18 protein-coding genes are annotated in these 16,668 nt (G+C 65.5%); 9 read left to right on the top strand and 9 right to left on the bottom strand.

Annotated elements, in window-relative coordinates; translation table 11 throughout:
* Positions 1–21: 21 nt before the first annotated feature.
* Entirely contained in the window at positions 22–1,674 is a 1,653-nt protein-coding gene (gene fliF, locus QHC78_RS00405) for a flagellar basal-body MS-ring/collar protein FliF (RefSeq protein WP_319741894.1), read from the bottom strand.
* Positions 1,675–1,866: 192 nt separating this feature from the next.
* On the opposite strand from fliF, the gene fliE reads away from it, so the two are divergent.
* The gene (gene fliE / locus QHC78_RS00400) at positions 1,867–2,211 is read left to right on the top strand and encodes a flagellar hook-basal body complex protein FliE (RefSeq protein WP_319741893.1); all 345 of its coding nucleotides are present in this window, start codon (positions 1,867–1,869) and stop codon (positions 2,209–2,211) included.
* A gap of 31 nt (positions 2,212–2,242) precedes the next feature.
* Here the strand turns inward: fliE and QHC78_RS00395 are convergent, their stop codons facing one another.
* From QHC78_RS00395 to QHC78_RS00360, 8 genes are all read right to left on the bottom strand, one after another.
* Entirely contained in the window at positions 2,243–2,566 is a 324-nt protein-coding gene (locus tag QHC78_RS00395) for an EscU/YscU/HrcU family type III secretion system export apparatus switch protein (protein WP_319741892.1), read from the bottom strand.
* Positions 2,563–3,846 carry a flagellar hook-length control protein FliK gene (gene fliK, locus QHC78_RS00390; protein ID WP_319741891.1) on the bottom strand — a complete coding sequence of 428 codons (1,284 nt, stop codon included), beginning with the start codon at positions 3,844–3,846 and terminating at the stop codon, positions 2,563–2,565. The genes QHC78_RS00395 and fliK overlap by 4 nt, the downstream gene beginning before the upstream one ends.
* Positions 3,847–3,960: 114 nt before the next feature.
* A complete protein-coding gene (locus QHC78_RS00385) occupies positions 3,961–4,323 on the bottom strand; it encodes a flagellar protein FliT (protein ID WP_319741889.1) in 363 nt (120 codons plus the stop codon).
* A 14-nt stretch (positions 4,324–4,337) separates the two neighbouring features.
* Complete coding sequence (fliS, locus tag QHC78_RS00380) at positions 4,338–4,742, bottom strand: flagellar export chaperone FliS (RefSeq protein ID WP_319741888.1); 405 nt, start codon at positions 4,740–4,742, stop codon at positions 4,338–4,340.
* Positions 4,743–4,758: 16 nt separating this feature from the next.
* Positions 4,759–6,216, bottom strand: coding sequence for a flagellar filament capping protein FliD (fliD, locus tag QHC78_RS00375; RefSeq protein WP_319741886.1), 1,458 nt, complete (start codon positions 6,214–6,216; stop codon positions 4,759–4,761).
* Positions 6,217–6,245: 29 nt separating this feature from the next.
* On the bottom strand, positions 6,246–6,608 hold the full coding sequence (locus QHC78_RS00370; protein WP_319741885.1) for a flagellar protein FlaG: 363 nt from the start codon (positions 6,606–6,608) through the stop codon (positions 6,246–6,248).
* A gap of 167 nt (positions 6,609–6,775) precedes the next feature.
* Entirely contained in the window at positions 6,776–8,017 is a 1,242-nt protein-coding gene (locus QHC78_RS00365) for a flagellin (RefSeq protein ID WP_319741884.1), read from the bottom strand.
* A 317-nt stretch (positions 8,018–8,334) separates the two neighbouring features.
* A complete protein-coding gene (locus QHC78_RS00360) occupies positions 8,335–9,471 on the bottom strand; it encodes a sensor histidine kinase (RefSeq protein ID WP_319741883.1) in 1,137 nt (378 codons plus the stop codon).
* 300 nt (positions 9,472–9,771) lie between these two features.
* Between QHC78_RS00360 and flhD the strand changes: the two genes are divergently transcribed.
* From flhD to QHC78_RS00320, 8 genes are all read left to right on the top strand, one after another.
* Positions 9,772–10,086: a flagellar transcriptional regulator FlhD gene (gene flhD, locus QHC78_RS00355; protein WP_319742714.1), complete on the top strand. Its 315-nt coding sequence runs from the start codon at positions 9,772–9,774 to the stop codon at positions 10,084–10,086.
* A gap of 34 nt (positions 10,087–10,120) precedes the next feature.
* Complete coding sequence (gene flhC / locus QHC78_RS00350) at positions 10,121–10,681, top strand: flagellar transcriptional regulator FlhC (RefSeq protein ID WP_319741882.1); 561 nt, start codon at positions 10,121–10,123, stop codon at positions 10,679–10,681.
* 174 nt (positions 10,682–10,855) lie between these two features.
* Positions 10,856–11,716 carry a flagellar motor stator protein MotA gene (gene motA, locus QHC78_RS00345; RefSeq protein WP_319741881.1) on the top strand — a complete coding sequence of 287 codons (861 nt, stop codon included), beginning with the start codon at positions 10,856–10,858 and terminating at the stop codon, positions 11,714–11,716.
* Positions 11,717–11,739: 23 nt separating this feature from the next.
* On the top strand, positions 11,740–12,648 hold the full coding sequence (motB, locus tag QHC78_RS00340) for a flagellar motor protein MotB (RefSeq protein WP_319741880.1): 909 nt from the start codon (positions 11,740–11,742) through the stop codon (positions 12,646–12,648).
* A 39-nt stretch (positions 12,649–12,687) separates the two neighbouring features.
* A complete protein-coding gene (locus QHC78_RS00335; RefSeq protein ID WP_319741879.1) occupies positions 12,688–13,650 on the top strand; it encodes a chemotaxis protein in 963 nt (320 codons plus the stop codon).
* Positions 13,640–14,035: a chemotaxis response regulator CheY gene (gene cheY, locus QHC78_RS00330; protein WP_319741878.1), complete on the top strand. Its 396-nt coding sequence runs from the start codon at positions 13,640–13,642 to the stop codon at positions 14,033–14,035. Before QHC78_RS00335 ends, cheY begins: the two co-directional genes overlap by 11 nt.
* Complete coding sequence (locus QHC78_RS00325) at positions 14,035–14,784, top strand: protein phosphatase CheZ (protein ID WP_319741877.1); 750 nt, start codon at positions 14,035–14,037, stop codon at positions 14,782–14,784. The genes cheY and QHC78_RS00325 overlap by 1 nt, the downstream gene beginning before the upstream one ends.
* A 12-nt stretch (positions 14,785–14,796) precedes the next feature.
* A complete protein-coding gene (locus QHC78_RS00320) occupies positions 14,797–16,653 on the top strand; it encodes a chemotaxis protein CheA (protein WP_319741876.1) in 1,857 nt (618 codons plus the stop codon).
* Positions 16,654–16,668 lie beyond the last annotated feature (15 nt).

The raw sequence follows: 16,668 nt of genomic DNA, 5'->3' as shown, positions 1-16,668 counted from the left end.
GGCGTCCGGGAAAAGGTCGTCCTAGGGCGCATCGTTGACCCACTGACGGATGACGGTCGCCACGATCTGGGGGTTCTCGCGGGCGAACATGCGGATTTTCTCGAGCGGATCTTCGGGCTGGTCCACGGGGTCGGTATCGGCGACGGCGGCGGCCGCTTGCGCTTCGGCGGGCGGAGTAGCCGGATCGGCCGGCTGCGGCGCGGTCAATTGCTTGATTGCCGGACGTATGACGCCGATGATCAGGTACAGCACCGCCAGGGCCACCACCAGCGCGACGCCGATGTCGCGCGCCAGGTCGATGAATTCTGGCTGTTGCCAGAACGCCTGTTCGGCCGACGCCTCGCTGGCTACTTCGTTGAACGGTATGCTGATGACCGAGATGGAGTCGCGCCGCTGCGGATCGAATCCTACCGCTTCGCTCACCAGCGCCTTGATCTGTGCCAGTTCCTCGTCGGGGACGGGAATGTTCGGCGTCTCGCCCTTGCCCGTGCTGGCGCGGTAGTTGACGACCACCGCCGCCGAGAGGCGCTTGATGCGGCCCACCGGTTCGCGCACGTAGCGCACGGTCTTGTCGAGTTCGTAATTGGTGGTGTCGGCCCGCTTGAGGTTCTGGGCCGGCGGCTGCGCAGGCGTGCCGGGCGCCGGCGGGTTGGTCGGCGCGCCGCCGGTGGTCGGTGCGACCGCCACGCCGGGTGGCGTATTGCTGAGCGCGCCCGGCACGCCGCCGTCGAGGCCCTGGGCCGGTTCGCGCGATTCCGAGCTTTGCCGGCTGCGGATCGCCGCCTGATCGGGCGAGCCGCCGTTGGGCCGGTAGATTTCGTCGGTTTGCTCCTGCCGGCTGAAATCGAGGTCGATCGCCACCTGGGCGCGAAGGTTCTGCGCCCCCACGATGGGCGAGATGAGCTCGGAGATGCGGCGGGTGTATTGGCGTTCGAGCGTCCGCAGGTATTCGAGCTGCGAGGCATCCAGGCCGTTGGGGTCGTTCTCGTCGGCCGACAGCAGCGCGCCGGTCTGGTCGACCACGCTGACCGCACCCGGGGCCAGTTCCGGTACCGAAGAGGAAACCAGGTGCACGATGCCCGCTACCTGTCCCCGTTCCAGGACGCGGCCGGGAAGCATCTGCACCAGTACCGAGGCCGTGGGCCGGTTCTTTTCCCGCATGAAGATGCTGGGCTTGGGAATGGCAAGGTGTACCCGCGCGCTCTTGACCGTGCCCAGGCTCTGGATGGAACGGGCCAGTTCGCCTTCCAGCGCGCGCTGGTAGTTGACCTGTTCCTGGAACTGGGTGAGCCCCAGGCGGCTGTTGTCCATCAGCTCGAAGCCGACTCCGCCGGCCCGCGGCAGGCCTTGCGAGGCCAGGCGCAGCCGCACTTCGTGCACCTGGTCGGGCGGCACCAGGATGGCCGTGCCGCCGTCGGCGACGCGGTAGGGAATTTTCTGCTGCTGAAGAGCGGCAATGATGGTGCCGCCGTCCTGGTCCGACAGGCCGCTGAACAATACGCGGTATTCGGGGGCGCGGCTCCAGAGCAGCGTTGCGGCGACGATGGCCACCAGCATGGGGACGCCGACCAGCAGCGCCAGCCGATGGCGCGTGGGCAGCCGGCCGAACGCCTGCAAAAGCTGGTTGCCGCGTTGCACCGGAGGGGCGGGCGGGTTCTGCGTATCGTCGGCCATGTGCTGAAGCGGGGTTCCGAATACAAAAGAAGCGGGCGCCCGGAGGGAGCGCCCCATTTTCCATGGCTCGTATTATTCGGTGCCGGCTATTGCGCCCAAGGAAGGAATAAGCGGGTTTTGCCCCTGTACTTCGGTTCCTGGAAATGCGCGTCCGCTTCTATCATGACCGCATCGTCTCCCTTGGAATTGCAGATGGACCCGATCCCGAACGTGCACGCTTTGACCGAGGGCCAGCACCCGTCCGCCGGCATGGCACGCGCCGCGCAGATGCTCGCGCGTCCGGATGCATTGATGGGCGCGCAGCCTTCCCCCCCGGGCTCGTTCTCGAACGTGCTGGTTGACGCTATCCAAAGCGTGCAGCGCGCGCAAAGCGAGTCATCGGCGTTGCAGAAGGCCTACCAGCAAGGCGATCCGGAGGTCGGCCTCGAGACCACCATGATCGCGATGAACAAGGCCAGCCTGTCGTTCCAGATGCTGGCGCAGGCGCGCAACCGTGTCATTGCGGCCTACAGCGAGGTCATGAACATGCAGGTGTGACCACGCGGCCGGCTACCGGGGCCCGCCCGCCTCAAGGTTCCGGGTGGATCCGGCGGGCCGCTGCTTCATCCTGCTTGTAGACCCACGCCAGCACTTCCGCCACTGCTACGTACAGCGAGGGTGGAATACGGGCGTCCAGGTCGACCTTCATCAGCAGGTCGATCAGTTCCCGCGAGCTATGGACGAAAACGCCGGCTTCCTTGGCCCGGCGCAGGATTTCTTCGGCGATCAAGCCGCTGCCCTTTGCCACCACGATAGGTGTCTTGCGTTCTTTCTCGTAGCGCAAGGCGACCGCCAGGCTGCGCTGGGAGTCGTCCCCCCGGGGGGTATCGGAGCGGGCGTCCTGGCTATTCATGGTCGAGCAGGCGGACGCGCGGCGGAGGCAACCCGCAGATCGGACATGTGCAGGCCCCGGCTGTCGAGGGCCTCGCGCAGCGCCGGACCTCCGGCCGCCAACTGCGCTTGCACTTCGCGCAATCGCTGGCCACGCAGGGCCTTGGCATCGGGCCGTACGGCAACCCGGGCATCGGTACCCGACAGGGCGAGGTCGACTTCGAGCTTGCCCAAATGCGGCGTCTCGACCCGGATTCGCACTTGCCAGGCCAGCGGCAGATCGTCGTCGTGCCGACCGGCGGCATCGGGTTCGACTTCGAGCGTGAACGGCGCACCGCCCCATGCGCCCTCCAGTAGCATGCGCCCGCTTGCAAGCAGCGCGATCTGGTCCTGCACGATGGGGCGCACATCGGAGGGAATCGCACCCAGTGCCGCTTGCAGTCCCTTCGTGGCTGCCTGTTCGGGCGTGGCAGGGGGCTGCGGGTCGGGTACCGAAACGACCGGTCCTCCCGCGGGCTTGGGTTGCGGGCCCGGTGACAGCGCCGCTTGCGGCTCGGCGCGCAGTGCTTCCAGCGAGCGCCGGCCGTCGCGCCATTCCTGCAGGTGCGACTCGTAGAACAAGCCCGATTGTTCCACCGCCTGCTGCATGCGCCGGGCGGCCAGCGCGGGATCGGCATCGGCAGGGATGTCGAGCGATGCGAGCGGAACGCTGCGCTGCACGCTTCCGGTCTCGCTGATCAGCGCGAAGAGCAAACGCGCCGATCCGCTCAGGCGGATCTTGGCGTCTCCTGTCTCGGTATTGAGCTCGGCCAGCGCGGGCATGGGCACGGGAACGACGCCGCGCGCCGACCTGGCGCTATCCGTGCGGCCGGCCTTGTCACCGGCCGCGGCGGCAAGTTCGCCCGGGCCGCCGGCGCCAGTGTGCGCTTGGCGGTCGGCGGGACGGGAGAGCGTGTCTGGCCGGCCTGCGCCCTGGCTTTGAAGAAATGTCCGGTCGTCCAATAGGCGCAGAATGACGCTTGCGCCCGCGGTGAGCGCCTGGCGGGTATTGACCAGGTAAGGCTTGCCGCCGATATCGACCAGTGCCTCGCTGGCGCTGTGCGCCTGGATCACCGTGGCCCGCACCAGCCCGTGCGGTAATCCGGAGCCGGCCTGGGCGCCCGCTTGCGGTCCCGGCCCGCGCGCTGACGGCATGTTGAGCAAACGGGCCAGGATGGCTTCGCGCGCGTCTTCGCGGTAGCGTTCCCAGCCCTGTACCGGTACCACCCCGGTAACGGGCTGAGTCGGGCGACTATCTACCAACGCGATCTCCAGTAACCGCCGATTAAGGGCCCGTATTGTGCCCGAAGGCCGGCAACCCGGGATGCCAGGGCGCGCGCAGCGGTGGGCGGGAATGGCGACATGGGCGCTACTAGGTCAACGGAAGGACGCATAGCCGGGGAGGCGATGCCGGCGCGGCCGCAGGATTTGCTCCAGCTCTTTCATCCGCGGATGGGCGAGGTCGCGGATGGCGGCGTCGTCGGCCAGAATCTGCTGGATGAGCGCAATACAGTTTTCGCGTTCGTGGCTGTCCATTCCCTCGCTGGAGAGGGACGGCAGCCGCCGCAGTTCTTCTGTCCGGCGCGCGCACTCGCCTTCGTACGAGGCGACTTCTTCCCAGTCGCCCCGTCGGGCGGCGTCCAGCATGGCAGCACTGAGCCGTGCGAGTTCGGCGTAGCCGCCTTTCAAGGAGGAGGCGGGCAGCGGGGCCGGAGGATGCTGCGGTGTCGTGGCCGGCATGGTGGCTTTCCCGGTCACGCGGCTTGCGCCTTGGGTTCGATGGAGGCCCAGGCGTCGCGCAGTCCGTCCAGGAGCTCGACGATCTCGTCCAGTACCGCGCCGTCGTTATCGATCCCGGCCTGCAACGTGCGCCGGCACATATAGCCGTACAAGGCATCGAGCTGGCCGGCGAGGTCGCCGCCGGCGCGGTGGTCCAGGCTGGCGCGCAGGCCTTCGTCGATGATGCGCGCAGCACGCGAAATCGCCTGCGTCTTGCCGGCTGCGTCATCGGCCTGCAGGCAGGTTTTCGCGCGCCGCAGCGAGGCCAGCGCACCGTCGTACAGCATGAGAATGAGCGCGTGGGGACTGGAGGTCGAGACCCCGGTTTCCACCCCGACGCTGGCATATGCCCTGGCCCCGAAGCTTGCAAATCCTGACACGTCGTTCTCCTGTCCGCTATGCGCCCAGATTCTTGAGCGCTTCCAGCTGCTGGCTCAGGAAGCTGGAAGTGTTGTTCATTTGCGTGAGTACCGAATCGAGCGCGGTGAACTGGGCGCGATAACGGGCTTCGATCTGCGTGAGCCGGTTCTGCAGCTGTTCCTGCTGGTTTTGCAGGATCTTCGTGCTGGCGTTCAGTCCATCCACCCGGGCGTCGATCAGTCCATCGGCGTCGATGACGGCATCGAGCTGGGCGGCGAAGCGCTCGGCGATGTTGCGCCCTTCGCCGTACAGCTCTGGATCGAAGAGGCCGGCGATGGCGTCGGCATCGGACGCCATCGCCTTGTCGAAGCGGGCGGTATCGAGCTTCAGGGTACCGTCGGCCTGGAAGCTCACGCCTATCGATGCCAGGGAGGTGTATGGGCCCGTGGCACCGTTCACCGGGCCGAAGATCTCGTTGCGGACGCGGGACAGGACGTCGCGTACCAGGCTGTCCCCGGCCAGGGGGCCGGTGGAGCCGGCTTCGCCCCGGGTCGCGCCCGGCGTATTGACGGCGAGGGTATTCGCGGTCGTCAGCAGTTTATTGTAGGCGTCGACGACGGCCTGCAGGGCAGCGCGTCCCGACGACGTATCGTTGCGGATGGTGATGGTGCTGGTCCCCGTCTTGACGAGGTTCAGCGTGACGCCGTCGACGGCAGTTTCGACACGGTTGCCCGCACTTGAAATGGCGAGCCCGTCGAGCTTGAACTGGGCATCGGCCGCGGCCTGCAGCCGGCTCATTGGCGCGGCCGGCGTGCCGGCGTCGTAGCCCGGGGCCGTGGATGGGTCGTAGTCGAGGAACGACAGCGGTTCCCCGGCTCCCGCGCTGCCGGTGGTCGTGATCTTGAATGCTTGCTGGGCGCCGGTGCCCAGGGCGGTAAGCACGAGGCGGGTGCCGCTGCCGTCATTGATCAGAGAGGCCGATACGCCGATTTCCGCCTCGTTGATGGCGTCGCGTACACCTTCGAGGGTGTTGCTGCCATCGGCGATCGTGACGGTTTTCGTTTCTCCGGCACCGGGCACGAACACGCCGCCCTGTACGCTGCCGAACGTGAACGTGAGCTGGCCCGGCTGCACGAGTGCGGACTTGTCGTCCAGCGCCGCGCTGACGGCTTTCTCGGCCTTCGCCAGCGAAAGGACCTCCAGCGAGTAGGTGCCCTTCGCGGCCGCATTGGTGGCCGTGGCGGTGGCGATATCGGTAGCCGAGGAGGAGGCTCCCGCGCCGTTGAATTTCGCCGGCGCGAGATTCTTGACCGCATCACGCAGCGTCGCGATCTCGCTGCGCAGCTGTCCGTAGGCGGAAATCTTCGATTGGGCGCCGGCTTCCTGCGATTGCAGCTTCGTCAGCGGAATCGATTCGGCGGCCATCAGGTTGGACAGCAGCGTCGTCAAGTCGAGCCCCGAGCCGACACCCAGGGCGGATCCTATGCTTGCCAAGATGGACTCCTTTCAGTTGAGCGGCCGGTTCAGGCCTTGCCGTCCAGCAGCAGGCCCTTGAGCTGGTCCAGCGACCGGCTCAGCGCCAGGGCTTCCTCGGACGGGATCTGGCGGATGACGTCCTGGGTGTCGCCGTCGATGACCTTGACCACGACGGTTCCGCTATCTTCATCGATGCTGAAGGTGAGGTTGCGGGCCGCGAGCGGGATGAACTGGTTGAAGTTATCGACGGCGGCCTGCAATTGCTCGAGCTCCGGTACTTGCGACGTAATGGGAAGAGATGGATCGAGCTGGTTGGCGGTTCCGCGCGGCGACACCTGCGCGATGGCGGGCGTCATGGTGGCGATGCCGGGGCGGTTGTCGGCGGTGGCGCCGAGGGGGGCAATGCTCATGAAAACTCCGGGGTCTGGGCGGCAGGCGCCGGCAGAAAGGAATGGCTATGCCTCCGTTATCGGGGAAACGGGGCAGAACTTGAGGGCCGGCGCAGACAACAAAAGGCCCACGTGGAACGTGGGCCTTGCCGGCGGGCCGGAGCCCGCCGTGGCAGCCGCGACGGCGATCAGCCGCGGAGCAGCGTCAGGACGTTGTTCGGCAGCGAGTTGGCCTGGGCCAGCATGGCCGTGCCGGCCTGTTGCAGGATCTGCGCGCGGGTGAGCGCCGCGGTCTCGGCTGCGAAGTCGGCGTCCATGATCCGGCTGCGCGAAGCGGAGAGGTTCTCCGAGGTCGTTTGCAGGCTCGAGACGACGGAGCTGAAGCGGTTCTGGATCGCGCCCAGGTCGGCGCGCGATTCGTTCACCGCCTTCAGCGCGGCGTCCATGGCCAGGATGACCTTGTCGGCGTTGGCCGCGGTCTCGATGTCGAGGTCCTTGAAGCCCACCTGTGCCACGCCCACATCGTCTTCGACGCCGCTGGTGGCCGCCGTGCCGCCGGCGAAGGTGAACTTCTCCAGCGAGGACAGTTCCAGCGCGCTGCCGTCGTCGTTGACGGAGGCGTTGACGCGGCCGCCGGTGGCCCGGGTGATCTCGGCCGCGACGGCTTCCAGGCGCTGGCGGATGGCGGTGTTGTCGGCGGCCTCGAGGTCCGCGGCGTCGTTGGAGGCCGGGGTTACCGAGACGGCGGCAATATCGCCCAGGCTGATGGCGGTGGCGTCGTCACCGACGGTGACCGTAATCGTGCCGGCGGAGATGGCGGCAAACTCAGCGGCGGCGGGCGGGTCGCCCGCAGCGGCGCCGACGGCGGCCGGGGTTTCGGCGGCGGTTATGGCAGTCGACGTGACCGAGTAGCTGGTGCCCAGCGAGGCGCTGTTGGCGTTGATGATGCTATCGATGCTGATGCGCTGGCCGGCGTTGGCGCCAACCTGGAACGACTTGCTGGTGAACGAGCCGTCCAGCAGGTTAATGCCGTTGAACGACGTATCGCGCGAGACGCGGTCGATTTCGGCGGTCAGCTGCGAGACTTCCTTCTGCAGGGCGATGCGGTCGCTGTCCGAGTTGGTGGCGTTGCGGGACTGCACGGCCAGTTCGCGGATGCGCTGCAGGTTGCTGCCGATCTGGGACAGCGCGCCTTCGGCCGTCTGGGCCAGCGAGATGCCGTCGTTGGCGTTGCGCACGGCCTGGTTCAGGCCGGTGATCTGCGTAGTCATGCGCTCGGAGATCGCCAGGCCGGCGGCGTCGTCCTTGGCGCTGTTGATGCGCAGGCCGGTCGAGAGGCGCTGCAGGGAGGTGTTGACCGCGTTCTGCGAGCTGGTCAGGTTGCGCTGCGCATTGAGCGAAGCAATGTTGGTGTTGATGACTTGTGCCATGACTTATCTCCGTGAGGGTGAGTCATATCTTCGTTCCAGGCCGTGTGGGCCCGACTATGCATGTGCGGCCGGAGGTCCTTCCGCAGTGCGCCAGGGCCGCTGCGCCGGGTGCGTATCCGGGATGCTTGCATCGCCGGATCGCGTTGCATTGCCAGCGCGGCCGCGTTGAGGCCATTAACGGGGAAGGGGTTTGAAACTTTAGGAGACGAGCAGGGCGGATCCGAAAAAAATACCGCTAAAGTTTCGGCGATCCGTTCCGACTGGTTGGCCTGAATCCGGCCGGATGGGGGCGGGGAGGGCGCGGCATGCCGCAGGCCTCAGTTGGGTGTTTCCAGTGTGAAGTAGAAGGTCGCGCCTTGCCCCGGCGCGCTCTCTGCCCAGATCTGCCCGCCATGGCGGTTGATGATGCGGCGTACCGTGGCAAGGCCTACGCCGGTGCCCGGAAAGTCGCTGGCCCGGTGAAAGCGCTGGAAGGCGCCGAACAGCCGCTCGGCATTCTGCAGGTCGAAGCCCGCTCCGTTGTCGCGCACGAAGTAGACGGTACAGGCCCCACGCGCGAAGCAGCCGAACTGGATGCGCGGCTCGGCCCGGCAGCCGGTGAATTTCCAGGCGTTGCCCAGCAGGTTGTCGAGTGCGATCCGCATCAGCCCCGGGTCGCAGTCGGCATACGAGGGGCCGGGCAGTTCGAGCTCGACCGGCCGCTCGGGCTGGCTGTTGCGCAAGCCGGCAAGGACATCCCGGGCAATGGCGGTCAAATCCACCTGCGTCTTGAGCAAGCCGCCCTGGTTGATGCGCGCCAGCTGCAGCAAGTCGCCGATCAATCCATCCATGCGGCGCGTATTGTCCACGATGTGATGCAGGTATTGGGCGGCGGCTTCGTCGATCTGGTCGCCCAGCCTGCCCTCCAGCAGTTCGGCAAAGCCCGCGATCTGCCGCAGCGGCGCGCGCAGGTCGTGCGAGACCGAGTACGAGAACGCCTCGAGTTCCTCGTTGATGATGCTCAGCTGGTGGGTGCGCCGGGCGACCCGCTTTTCCAGTTCGTTCTGGACACGGCGAGCGGCTTCCTGCTGTTCCATGTGCTGGGTCACGTCCTGCGCAAAACCGGAAACCGCCACGGCCTGCCCATCGCCGTCGCACAGGCAGCTCATGTGGACCTCGAACCAGCGCGGTTCGCCGTCCACCGTCCAGATTTGCTCGAAGCGCTTGCGGGCGCCCGAGTCGATCAGCTGCCGGTGGCGCAGGGCATAAATGCGCGCGAGCGAGGCCGGCATGACCTCTTCCATGTGCTTGCCCAGGCACAGCGCGGGCGACGTTCCCATCAGCCGGGCGTACGCCTCGGATACGTAGCGATAACAGCCGTCGCGATCCACGACCCAGGCCGCGGCCGGCAGAGACTCCAGCGCCGCCGCCAGCACCTGCCGGTCGGGCTCGGCGGCGGCGCTTTCTTGTTGCAAGGGTGGAATGGTGTTTCGCATCAGCGTGTTTAAATGAAACAACGGATACAGTTTTGTAAGAAAAATTCTTACATCAGAAGTTTACCCAAGTAGACGTGAAATCCAGTCGCCTTCCGATGCACATTTAGTAACAAGTGTCTAATAATTTACACATTGCTTGAAACCCCGGCGCACGCGCCAACGGGGATGTCCGTGTCTTCCCGGGCCCTTGAGGCCCCTGCCTGAAAAGGAATTGCGATGAGTCAAGTTTGCGACGTGGTCGATGTCGGCGTGTCGGCTCAGAAGGCCGCCTCTTCCCCCATGTCCCGGCTGAGCGAGGAAATCCGCGACGCCAATCTCACGTACCTGATGCTGGCGCAGCAGATGCTGCGTGTGGATCGCGGCGAGGCCCTCTACCGGCTCGGCATATCGAGCGAAGTCGCCGATATCCTGTCGTCCCTGACCACGGCGCAGATGCTGAAGATCGCCGGATCGAGCATGTTGCTGGCACGTTTCCGCTTCGACGACTCGCTGGTGTGGAACCTGCTGTCCTCGCCCAAGCGCGATGATGCGGCCCCGCGCGTCCATGCCGCCATTCTGATGGCTGGACGCACCGCCGCGATGGCGGCGTCCTGATCGAACGGAGGTCGCCGCTGTGTCAGGAGGTTCCGTGGCTCGTGCCAAAAGCGTGCTCTCCGAGGCGCGGCAAATAGAGATCGCCTCCGAGCTGATCCGGCTCGATGCGCGGCTGCAGGTGCTCGAGGCCGATGTACGCTTGTCGCGCGAGCGGCTGCTGCGCCTATACCGCGAGATCCGGGGCAAATCGCCGCCCAAGGGCATGCTGCCGTTCTCGACCGACTGGTTCATGACCTGGCAGCCGAACGTTCACGCGTCGCTGTTCATGAACATACATCGGCACCAGCTGGGGTTGGCGGACACGACTCCGGTGGAGGCCCTGATTCGCGCGTACCGGCTGTACCTGGAGCAGATTCGGCAACTGGGGATGCCCGAGGTCCTGTCCATTACGCGCGCCTGGCGCCTCACGCGGTTCTTCGACGCCGGCATGCTGGGCATGACGGCCTGCACCTGCTGCGGCGGCGAGTTCGTCACGCATAGTTTCGAGCTGGCGCATCAGTATGTATGCGGCTTGTGCAACATGCCTTCGCGCGCGGGCAAGACCCGCCGCGCCAGTGCAGCCTATCGCATGGGCGAAGCCGGCGGGTGCGCATGATCCGGTACGGCACGAAGAAAAGCTTGGCCGCGCCGCTCAAGCTTTCCCTTTCGCTGCCGAAAACCGGTTCATGACTTCGCGGGAGGTGCCGCGGACCCGGCCTTGCCGGTCTGCCGGTGCCCCGCGCCAGGGCGTGCCAGGCGCGTAGGGTAGGTTTCTTCTAGGAGCGAGCGCATGCTCGTCATCATTGGCTACATCATCGTAGGAGTATCGGTGCTTGGCGGCTATGCCATGCACGGGGGTTCGCTGGGCGCGCTGTTCCAGCCGTTCGAGCTGATCATCATCGCGGGGGCCGCCATCGGCGCCTTTGTCTGCGGCAATTCCGGCAAGGTGGTTCGCGCCACGCTCAAGGCGCTGCCCACGACGCTGCGCGGCTCGCGCTTCACCAAGCAGCGCTACCTCGACCTGCTCGCGCTGCTCTACGAGATCCTGAACCGCGTGCGGCGCGAAGGCCTCATGTCGATCGAGGCCGACGTCGAAGAACCGCACAACAGCCCGCTGTTCCAGAAATATCCCGGATTGCTGGCCGACGAACACCTGGTTGAATTCGTTACCGACTACCTGCGGCTCATCGTCAGCGGCAACCTGAACCCGCTGGAACTCGAGGCCTTGATGGACCAGGAAATCGACACGCACCACCAGGAGGCCAGCGTTCCGGCCCAAGCCATCCAGCGCATGGCCGACGGGCTGCCGGCTTTCGGCATCGTCGCGGCCGTCATGGGCGTGGTCAACGTCATGGGGTCGGTAGGCGACCCGCCAGCGGTGCTGGGCGGCAAGATCGGTGCCGCGCTGGTCGGAACCTTTGTGGGCATCCTGCTGGCCTACGGCGTGGTGGGCCCCCTGGCGTCGGTGCTGGAACAGAAGGTCAGCGAAAGCAGCAAGCAGCTCGAATGCGTCAAGGTCGCGCTGCTGGCGAGCCTTAACGGCTACGCGCCTGCGCTGGCCGTGGAGTTTGGCCGCAAGGTCCTGTTTTCCACAGAGCGTCCCACCTTCGGCGAGCTGGAAGACACCGTGCGGGGCAAGTCCGCGGCTTGATGGCGAGATAAGGGATTCCGGTCATGGCAGGCAAGGACGGCGTCGCACCGATCATTATCAGGCGGTCTCGCAAACGGCCCCACAAGGGCCATGGCGCAGGCATGTGGAAAATCGCCTACGCCGATTTCGTCACCGCGATGATGGCTTTCTTCCTATTGATGTGGCTGCTGACGACCTCGGCCCAGGCCGACCTGGAAGGCATCTCGGAATACTTCCGCACACCGCTGCGGGTGGTTGTCTCCGCGGGCAGCGTGGCGGGCGATCCCGTCAGCGTCCTGACCGGGGGGCAGCATGCCAGCCTTCGCACCGTGCCGCAGCGCCGCGCCAGCGACCAGGAGCAGGATGCCCGGGACCGCCGCAAGCTCGAAGCGCTGAAGGCCGAGCTCGAACATCTGATCTTCACCCAACCCACCTTGAAGCAATTCAAGGACCAGATCCTGCTCGACTTCACCGACGAAGGGTTGCGCATCCAGATCGTGGACGAAAAGAATCGTCCCATGTTCGACACCGGCAAGACGGTGCTGAAGGATTACAGCCGAACCATCCTGGACGAACTGGCGCGCGTGCTCAACGGTGTCGAGAACAAGATCTCGATCTCGGGCCATACCGACGCCGCGCCCTACGCGGGCGGCGACAGCGGCTACAGCAATTGGGAGCTGTCGGCCGATCGCGCCAACGCCGCCCGTCGCGAAATGCTCAATGCGGGCATGCAGCCGGACAAAGCCTTGCGTGTGATCGGCTTGTCCGATTCCGTGCCCTTCAATCGCGACGATCCGCGTGCCGCCGAGAACCGCCGCATCAGCATCGTCGTGTTGAACAAGCGCAGCGAAGAATTTCTCAAGAAAGGCGGGGTTTATGTCGATGTACCCGCCATTCCGGATACCTTGGACGGCGGCGCGTCGTTGCGGGTGTCCGCTCTCGAATCTCAGTGAACGCCGGTCCGGGAACGCCCGGCCGGTATGGAGGATGCTATGGGTGCCGGTGACAATCGGTTGATGGAAATGGTCGACGAGAAGGCGCGCCTGGCCGGCTCCAACAAGATGGAGCTGCTGCTGTTTTCGCTGGGCGGCAGCGAAGTCTTCGGCATCAATGTGTTCAAGGTGCGCGAAGTGTGCGAGACCATCCCAATTACCCGCACGCCCAACGTGCCGCGGGGCGTGGAAGGGATCATTTCGCTGCGCGGCGCCATCCTGCCGGTGATAGACCTCGCCACCACGATAAACATGAAGGTGGACGCGCCTCGCACCAAGCTGCTGATCACCGAGTTCTCCAGCCATACCCAGGCGTTCCTGGTCGCGGACGTCGATCGGATCGTCCGCGTCGACTGGGACAAGGTCAAGTCGCCGCAATCCATGCCCTCGAACAACACGTCGTTCATGACTGCGCTGACCGAGCTGGCAGACGGCAAGCTGGTGTCCATCCTGGACGTCGAGCAGATCCTGGCCTCCGTGATCGGCGAGGACAAGATCCCGCCCGAGATCCAGCAGGTCGACGCCGACGTCAAGGCGAATGTGTTCTTCGCCGACGATTCTTCGCTGGCGCGCAAGAAGATCGCGGAAGTGCTGGATCGCATGGGCCTGCCGCACCAGCACGCGACCAATGGCGTGGACGCCTGGGAGAAGCTCAAGGGCATCGCGGCCCGGGCCGAAGCCGAGAAGTTGCCGCTCGAAATGACGCTGGGCCTCATTCTGGTCGACGCCGAGATGCCCGAGATGGACGGCTATGTGCTGACGCGCCATATCAAGGCCGACCCGAGATTCGCCAAGATCCCGGTCGTGATGCATTCGTCGCTGTCGTCGGTCGCGAACAAGAAGCTCGGTCAACAGGTGGGCGTCGATGCCTACGTTGCGAAATTCCACCCCTCGGAACTGGCTCGCATGATCGCCGCCCAACTTACACATATCAAGGCCAGAAAGGGAGCAAATGAAGCCTGACGATTTGAAGTTCCTCATCGTCGACGATTTCTCGACGATGCGGCGCATCGTTCGAAACCTATTGAAAGAGCTCGGCTACAACAACGCCGATGAGGCCGAGGACGGCCAGATCGCGCTGGGCAAGCTGCGCAGCGGCTTGTTCAATTTCGTGGTCAGCGACATCAACATGCCGAACATGAACGGCTTCGAACTGCTGCGCGAGATCCGTGCCGACGAGCAGCTCAAGAAACTGCCTGTTTTGCTCGTGACGGCCGAGGCCAAGAAGGAAGACATCGTCCTGGCGGCGCAGATCGGCGCCAACGGCTACATCGTGAAGCCCTTCACCAAGGCCACCCTGGAAGAGAAACTGACCAAGATCGTTCAGAAACTGAGCGGGAGCGCGTAATGGCCCACACTGGCGACACTGAAGACCTCGAAGCGCTGTTCGACCAGATCTCGTCCGAGACGCTCGCCCGTCTGGACGCCGAGCCGGCCGCGGTGGGCGCAGGGGAGGCCGATGCCGGCCAGGGTAGTGGCCACGGCGCCGAGGAATCGGCCGAGTTCTACCAGCGGGTCGGCATGTTGACCCGTCAGTTGCACGATGCCTTGCGCGAGCTGGGTTACCACCAGAAGGTCGAGCAGGCTGTCCATTCCCTCCCGGATACCCGCCAGCGCCTGGACTACATCGCCCGGTTGACCGGACAGGCCGCGGAACGGGCCCTGTCCAACGTGGAGAAGGGCCAGGAGATCCAGGACGCGGTCGAGCGCGAGAGCGCGAGGCTGAGCGGGCAGTGGCAACAGTTGTACGCGTGTAAGCTGGGCGTGGAGGACTTCAAGCAGGTTGCCGCCGATACCAGCGCTTTTCTGCAGCGGGCCCAGGACGATGCGCGCGCCACGCAGGCGCTGCTGACCGACATCATGATGGCCCAGGACTTCCATGACCTGACCGGCCAGGTGATCCAGAAGGTCGTGAAACTCGCCCAGGATTTCGAGGACGAGCTGGTCAAGCTGCTGATAGAGAGCACGCCGCCCGACAAGCGCAACGCGGCCTATAGCGAATGGATGAATGGCCCTGTGATCGACGCATCGAGCCGGGATGACGTGGTGACCAACCAGGCGCAGGTCGACGATCTGCTCGAAAGCCTGGGTTTCTGAGCGAGAACACGAGTGTCTGCTTTCTCCGACATGCAGGACCTGCTCGCCGATTTCCTGACCGAAGCGTCGGATTTGCTCGACGACGTCGATATCGGTCTGGTGGAGCTCGAGCAGCGGCCTGACGACGCCGGGCTGCTCAACCAGGTGTTCCGCGGTTTCCACACGGTCAAAGGCGGGGCCGGTTTTCTCGAGGCCACGCCGCTGGTGGAACTGTGCCATCGCGGCGAGAACCTGCTGGACTTGTTGCGTAGCGGCGCCTTGCGCATCACGCCCGAGATCATGGACGTGATCCTGGCGGCCACGGGCGAGGTGCGGCGCATGTTCTCGGAAATGGAGCGTGGCGCCATGCCGGAGCCTGCACCGGCCGGATTGCTGAGGGCGCTGGAAGCGGCGGCCCAGGGCCAGTCCTTCGACACCAGCCTGTTGGCCGGGACTGCGCCCCAGCCCGACGCCGGCGGCGCGGGAAACCCCACTTCGGCCGCGTCCACGGCTAGCACAGCTGCAGCGCCAGTATCGGCGTCGACAGGCTCCGCGAGCGACGGTCCCGACTGGCTGGCCTACTACCGCGCGGCATTCGGCGACCCCCTCGGCATGCCGGAAGCGGGGGCGTTGGTCGAAGCTGCCGCTGCGCCGCCGTCTTCACGGCCTTATCGTCCCGAGATGCTGGCGCCTTCGGGTCCCGCGCCCGCGGCCGCGATGGCCAAGGACGCCACGATACGCGTCGACACGGCACGCTTCGACCAGATCCTGAACCTGTCGGGCGAGATCGGTCTGACGAAGAACCGCCTGGCCTGCCTGCGCGATGCGCTGCTGGGCGGCCGCCGCGACGATACCGGCGCCGAAACGCTCGACGCCGTGTTCAGCCAGCTCGACACACTGGTTTCGGATTTGCAATCGGCCGTCATGATGGCCCGTATGCAACCGGTGGGACGGGTGTTCCAGAAGTATTCCCGTCTGGCGCGCGACCTGGCCCGCCAGCTCGACAAGGACGTCGAGCTCATCATTACCGGTGGCGAAACCGAGGTCGACAAGACCATCCTGGACGAGTTGAACGATCCGCTGGTCCACCTGATCCGCAATGCCGTGGACCATGGCGTCGAAACCATGGTCGAACGGCGGTCGGTGGGCAAGCCGGCGCGCGGGACCATCCACCTGTCGGCCCGTCAGACCGGGGACTCCATCGTGATCGAAGTCTCCGACGATGGCCGCGGGATGGATCCCGAGGTCATACGCCGCAAGGCCATCGAGAAGGGCGTCATCAGCGCGGAAGACGCGGCTGTGCTGGACGCTCCCCATTGCCTGCAATTGATCTTCCTCCCCGGCTTTTCGACGCGCGCCGAAGTCAGCGATCTGTCCGGTCGCGGCGTGGGCATGGACGTGGTCAAGACGAACATCGAGAAGCTCAAAGGGCAGATCGACATCCAGTCCTCGCCCGGCATGGGATCGCACATCGTGATCTCGCTGCCGCTGACGCTGGCCATTTTGCCGGTGCTGATGCTCAAGCTGGTCGACCAGCCGTACGCCATCCCGCTATCCGTGGTGCGGGAAATCATTCCGCTGCGCCAGGAGGAATTACATACCGTGGGCACCCACCAGGCGCTCACCATACGCGGCGAAATCCTGCCGGTGATCGATCTGGCGGCGCTGCTGGGCCGCGAACGGCAGGAGCCGCCGTCCCTGGCCGTGGTGCTGGCCCATGGGGAGCGCCAACTGGTACTGGGTGTCGATGGCTTCATCGGCCAGGACGAAGTCATGATCAAGCCGTTGGAAGGCATACACCCCAAGGGTGTCGCGGGCGCGACGCTCTCGGGGGACGGCACTCTGGTGCTGGTGCTGGAAATGAAGCAGCTGCTCGAAGGCGTGTTCTGATCCGGCCGTATTCTG

Origin of the sequence: Pigmentiphaga sp., from assembly GCF_033795525.1 — a bacterium.
Taxonomy (GTDB): Bacteria; Pseudomonadota; Gammaproteobacteria; order Burkholderiales; family Burkholderiaceae_B; genus Pigmentiphaga.
This window is presented reverse-complemented; position numbering and strand designations above follow the sequence as displayed.

Coding starts and splice junctions, on each gene's coding strand:
- QHC78_RS00365 (WP_319741884.1), bottom strand. CDS start 8,017: ATGGCACAAGTCATCAACACCAACATTGCTTCGCTCAATGCGCAGCGC.
- flhD (WP_319742714.1), top strand. CDS start 9,772: ATGTCCCGGCTGAGCGAGGAAATCCGCGACGCCAATCTCACGTACCTG.
- QHC78_RS00395 (WP_319741892.1), bottom strand. CDS start 2,566: ATGAATAGCCAGGACGCCCGCTCCGATACCCCCCGGGGGGACGACTCC.
- fliE (WP_319741893.1), top strand. CDS start 1,867: ATGGACCCGATCCCGAACGTGCACGCTTTGACCGAGGGCCAGCACCCG.
- QHC78_RS00385 (WP_319741889.1), bottom strand. CDS start 4,323: ATGCCGGCCACGACACCGCAGCATCCTCCGGCCCCGCTGCCCGCCTCC.
- QHC78_RS00370 (WP_319741885.1), bottom strand. CDS start 6,608: ATGAGCATTGCCCCCCTCGGCGCCACCGCCGACAACCGCCCCGGCATC.
- motB (WP_319741880.1), top strand. CDS start 11,740: ATGGCAGGCAAGGACGGCGTCGCACCGATCATTATCAGGCGGTCTCGC.
- QHC78_RS00335 (WP_319741879.1), top strand. CDS start 12,688: ATGGGTGCCGGTGACAATCGGTTGATGGAAATGGTCGACGAGAAGGCG.
- motA (WP_319741881.1), top strand. CDS start 10,856: ATGCTCGTCATCATTGGCTACATCATCGTAGGAGTATCGGTGCTTGGC.
- QHC78_RS00325 (WP_319741877.1), top strand. CDS start 14,035: ATGGCCCACACTGGCGACACTGAAGACCTCGAAGCGCTGTTCGACCAG.
- fliF (WP_319741894.1), bottom strand. CDS start 1,674: ATGGCCGACGATACGCAGAACCCGCCCGCCCCTCCGGTGCAACGCGGC.
- cheY (WP_319741878.1), top strand. CDS start 13,640: ATGAAGCCTGACGATTTGAAGTTCCTCATCGTCGACGATTTCTCGACG.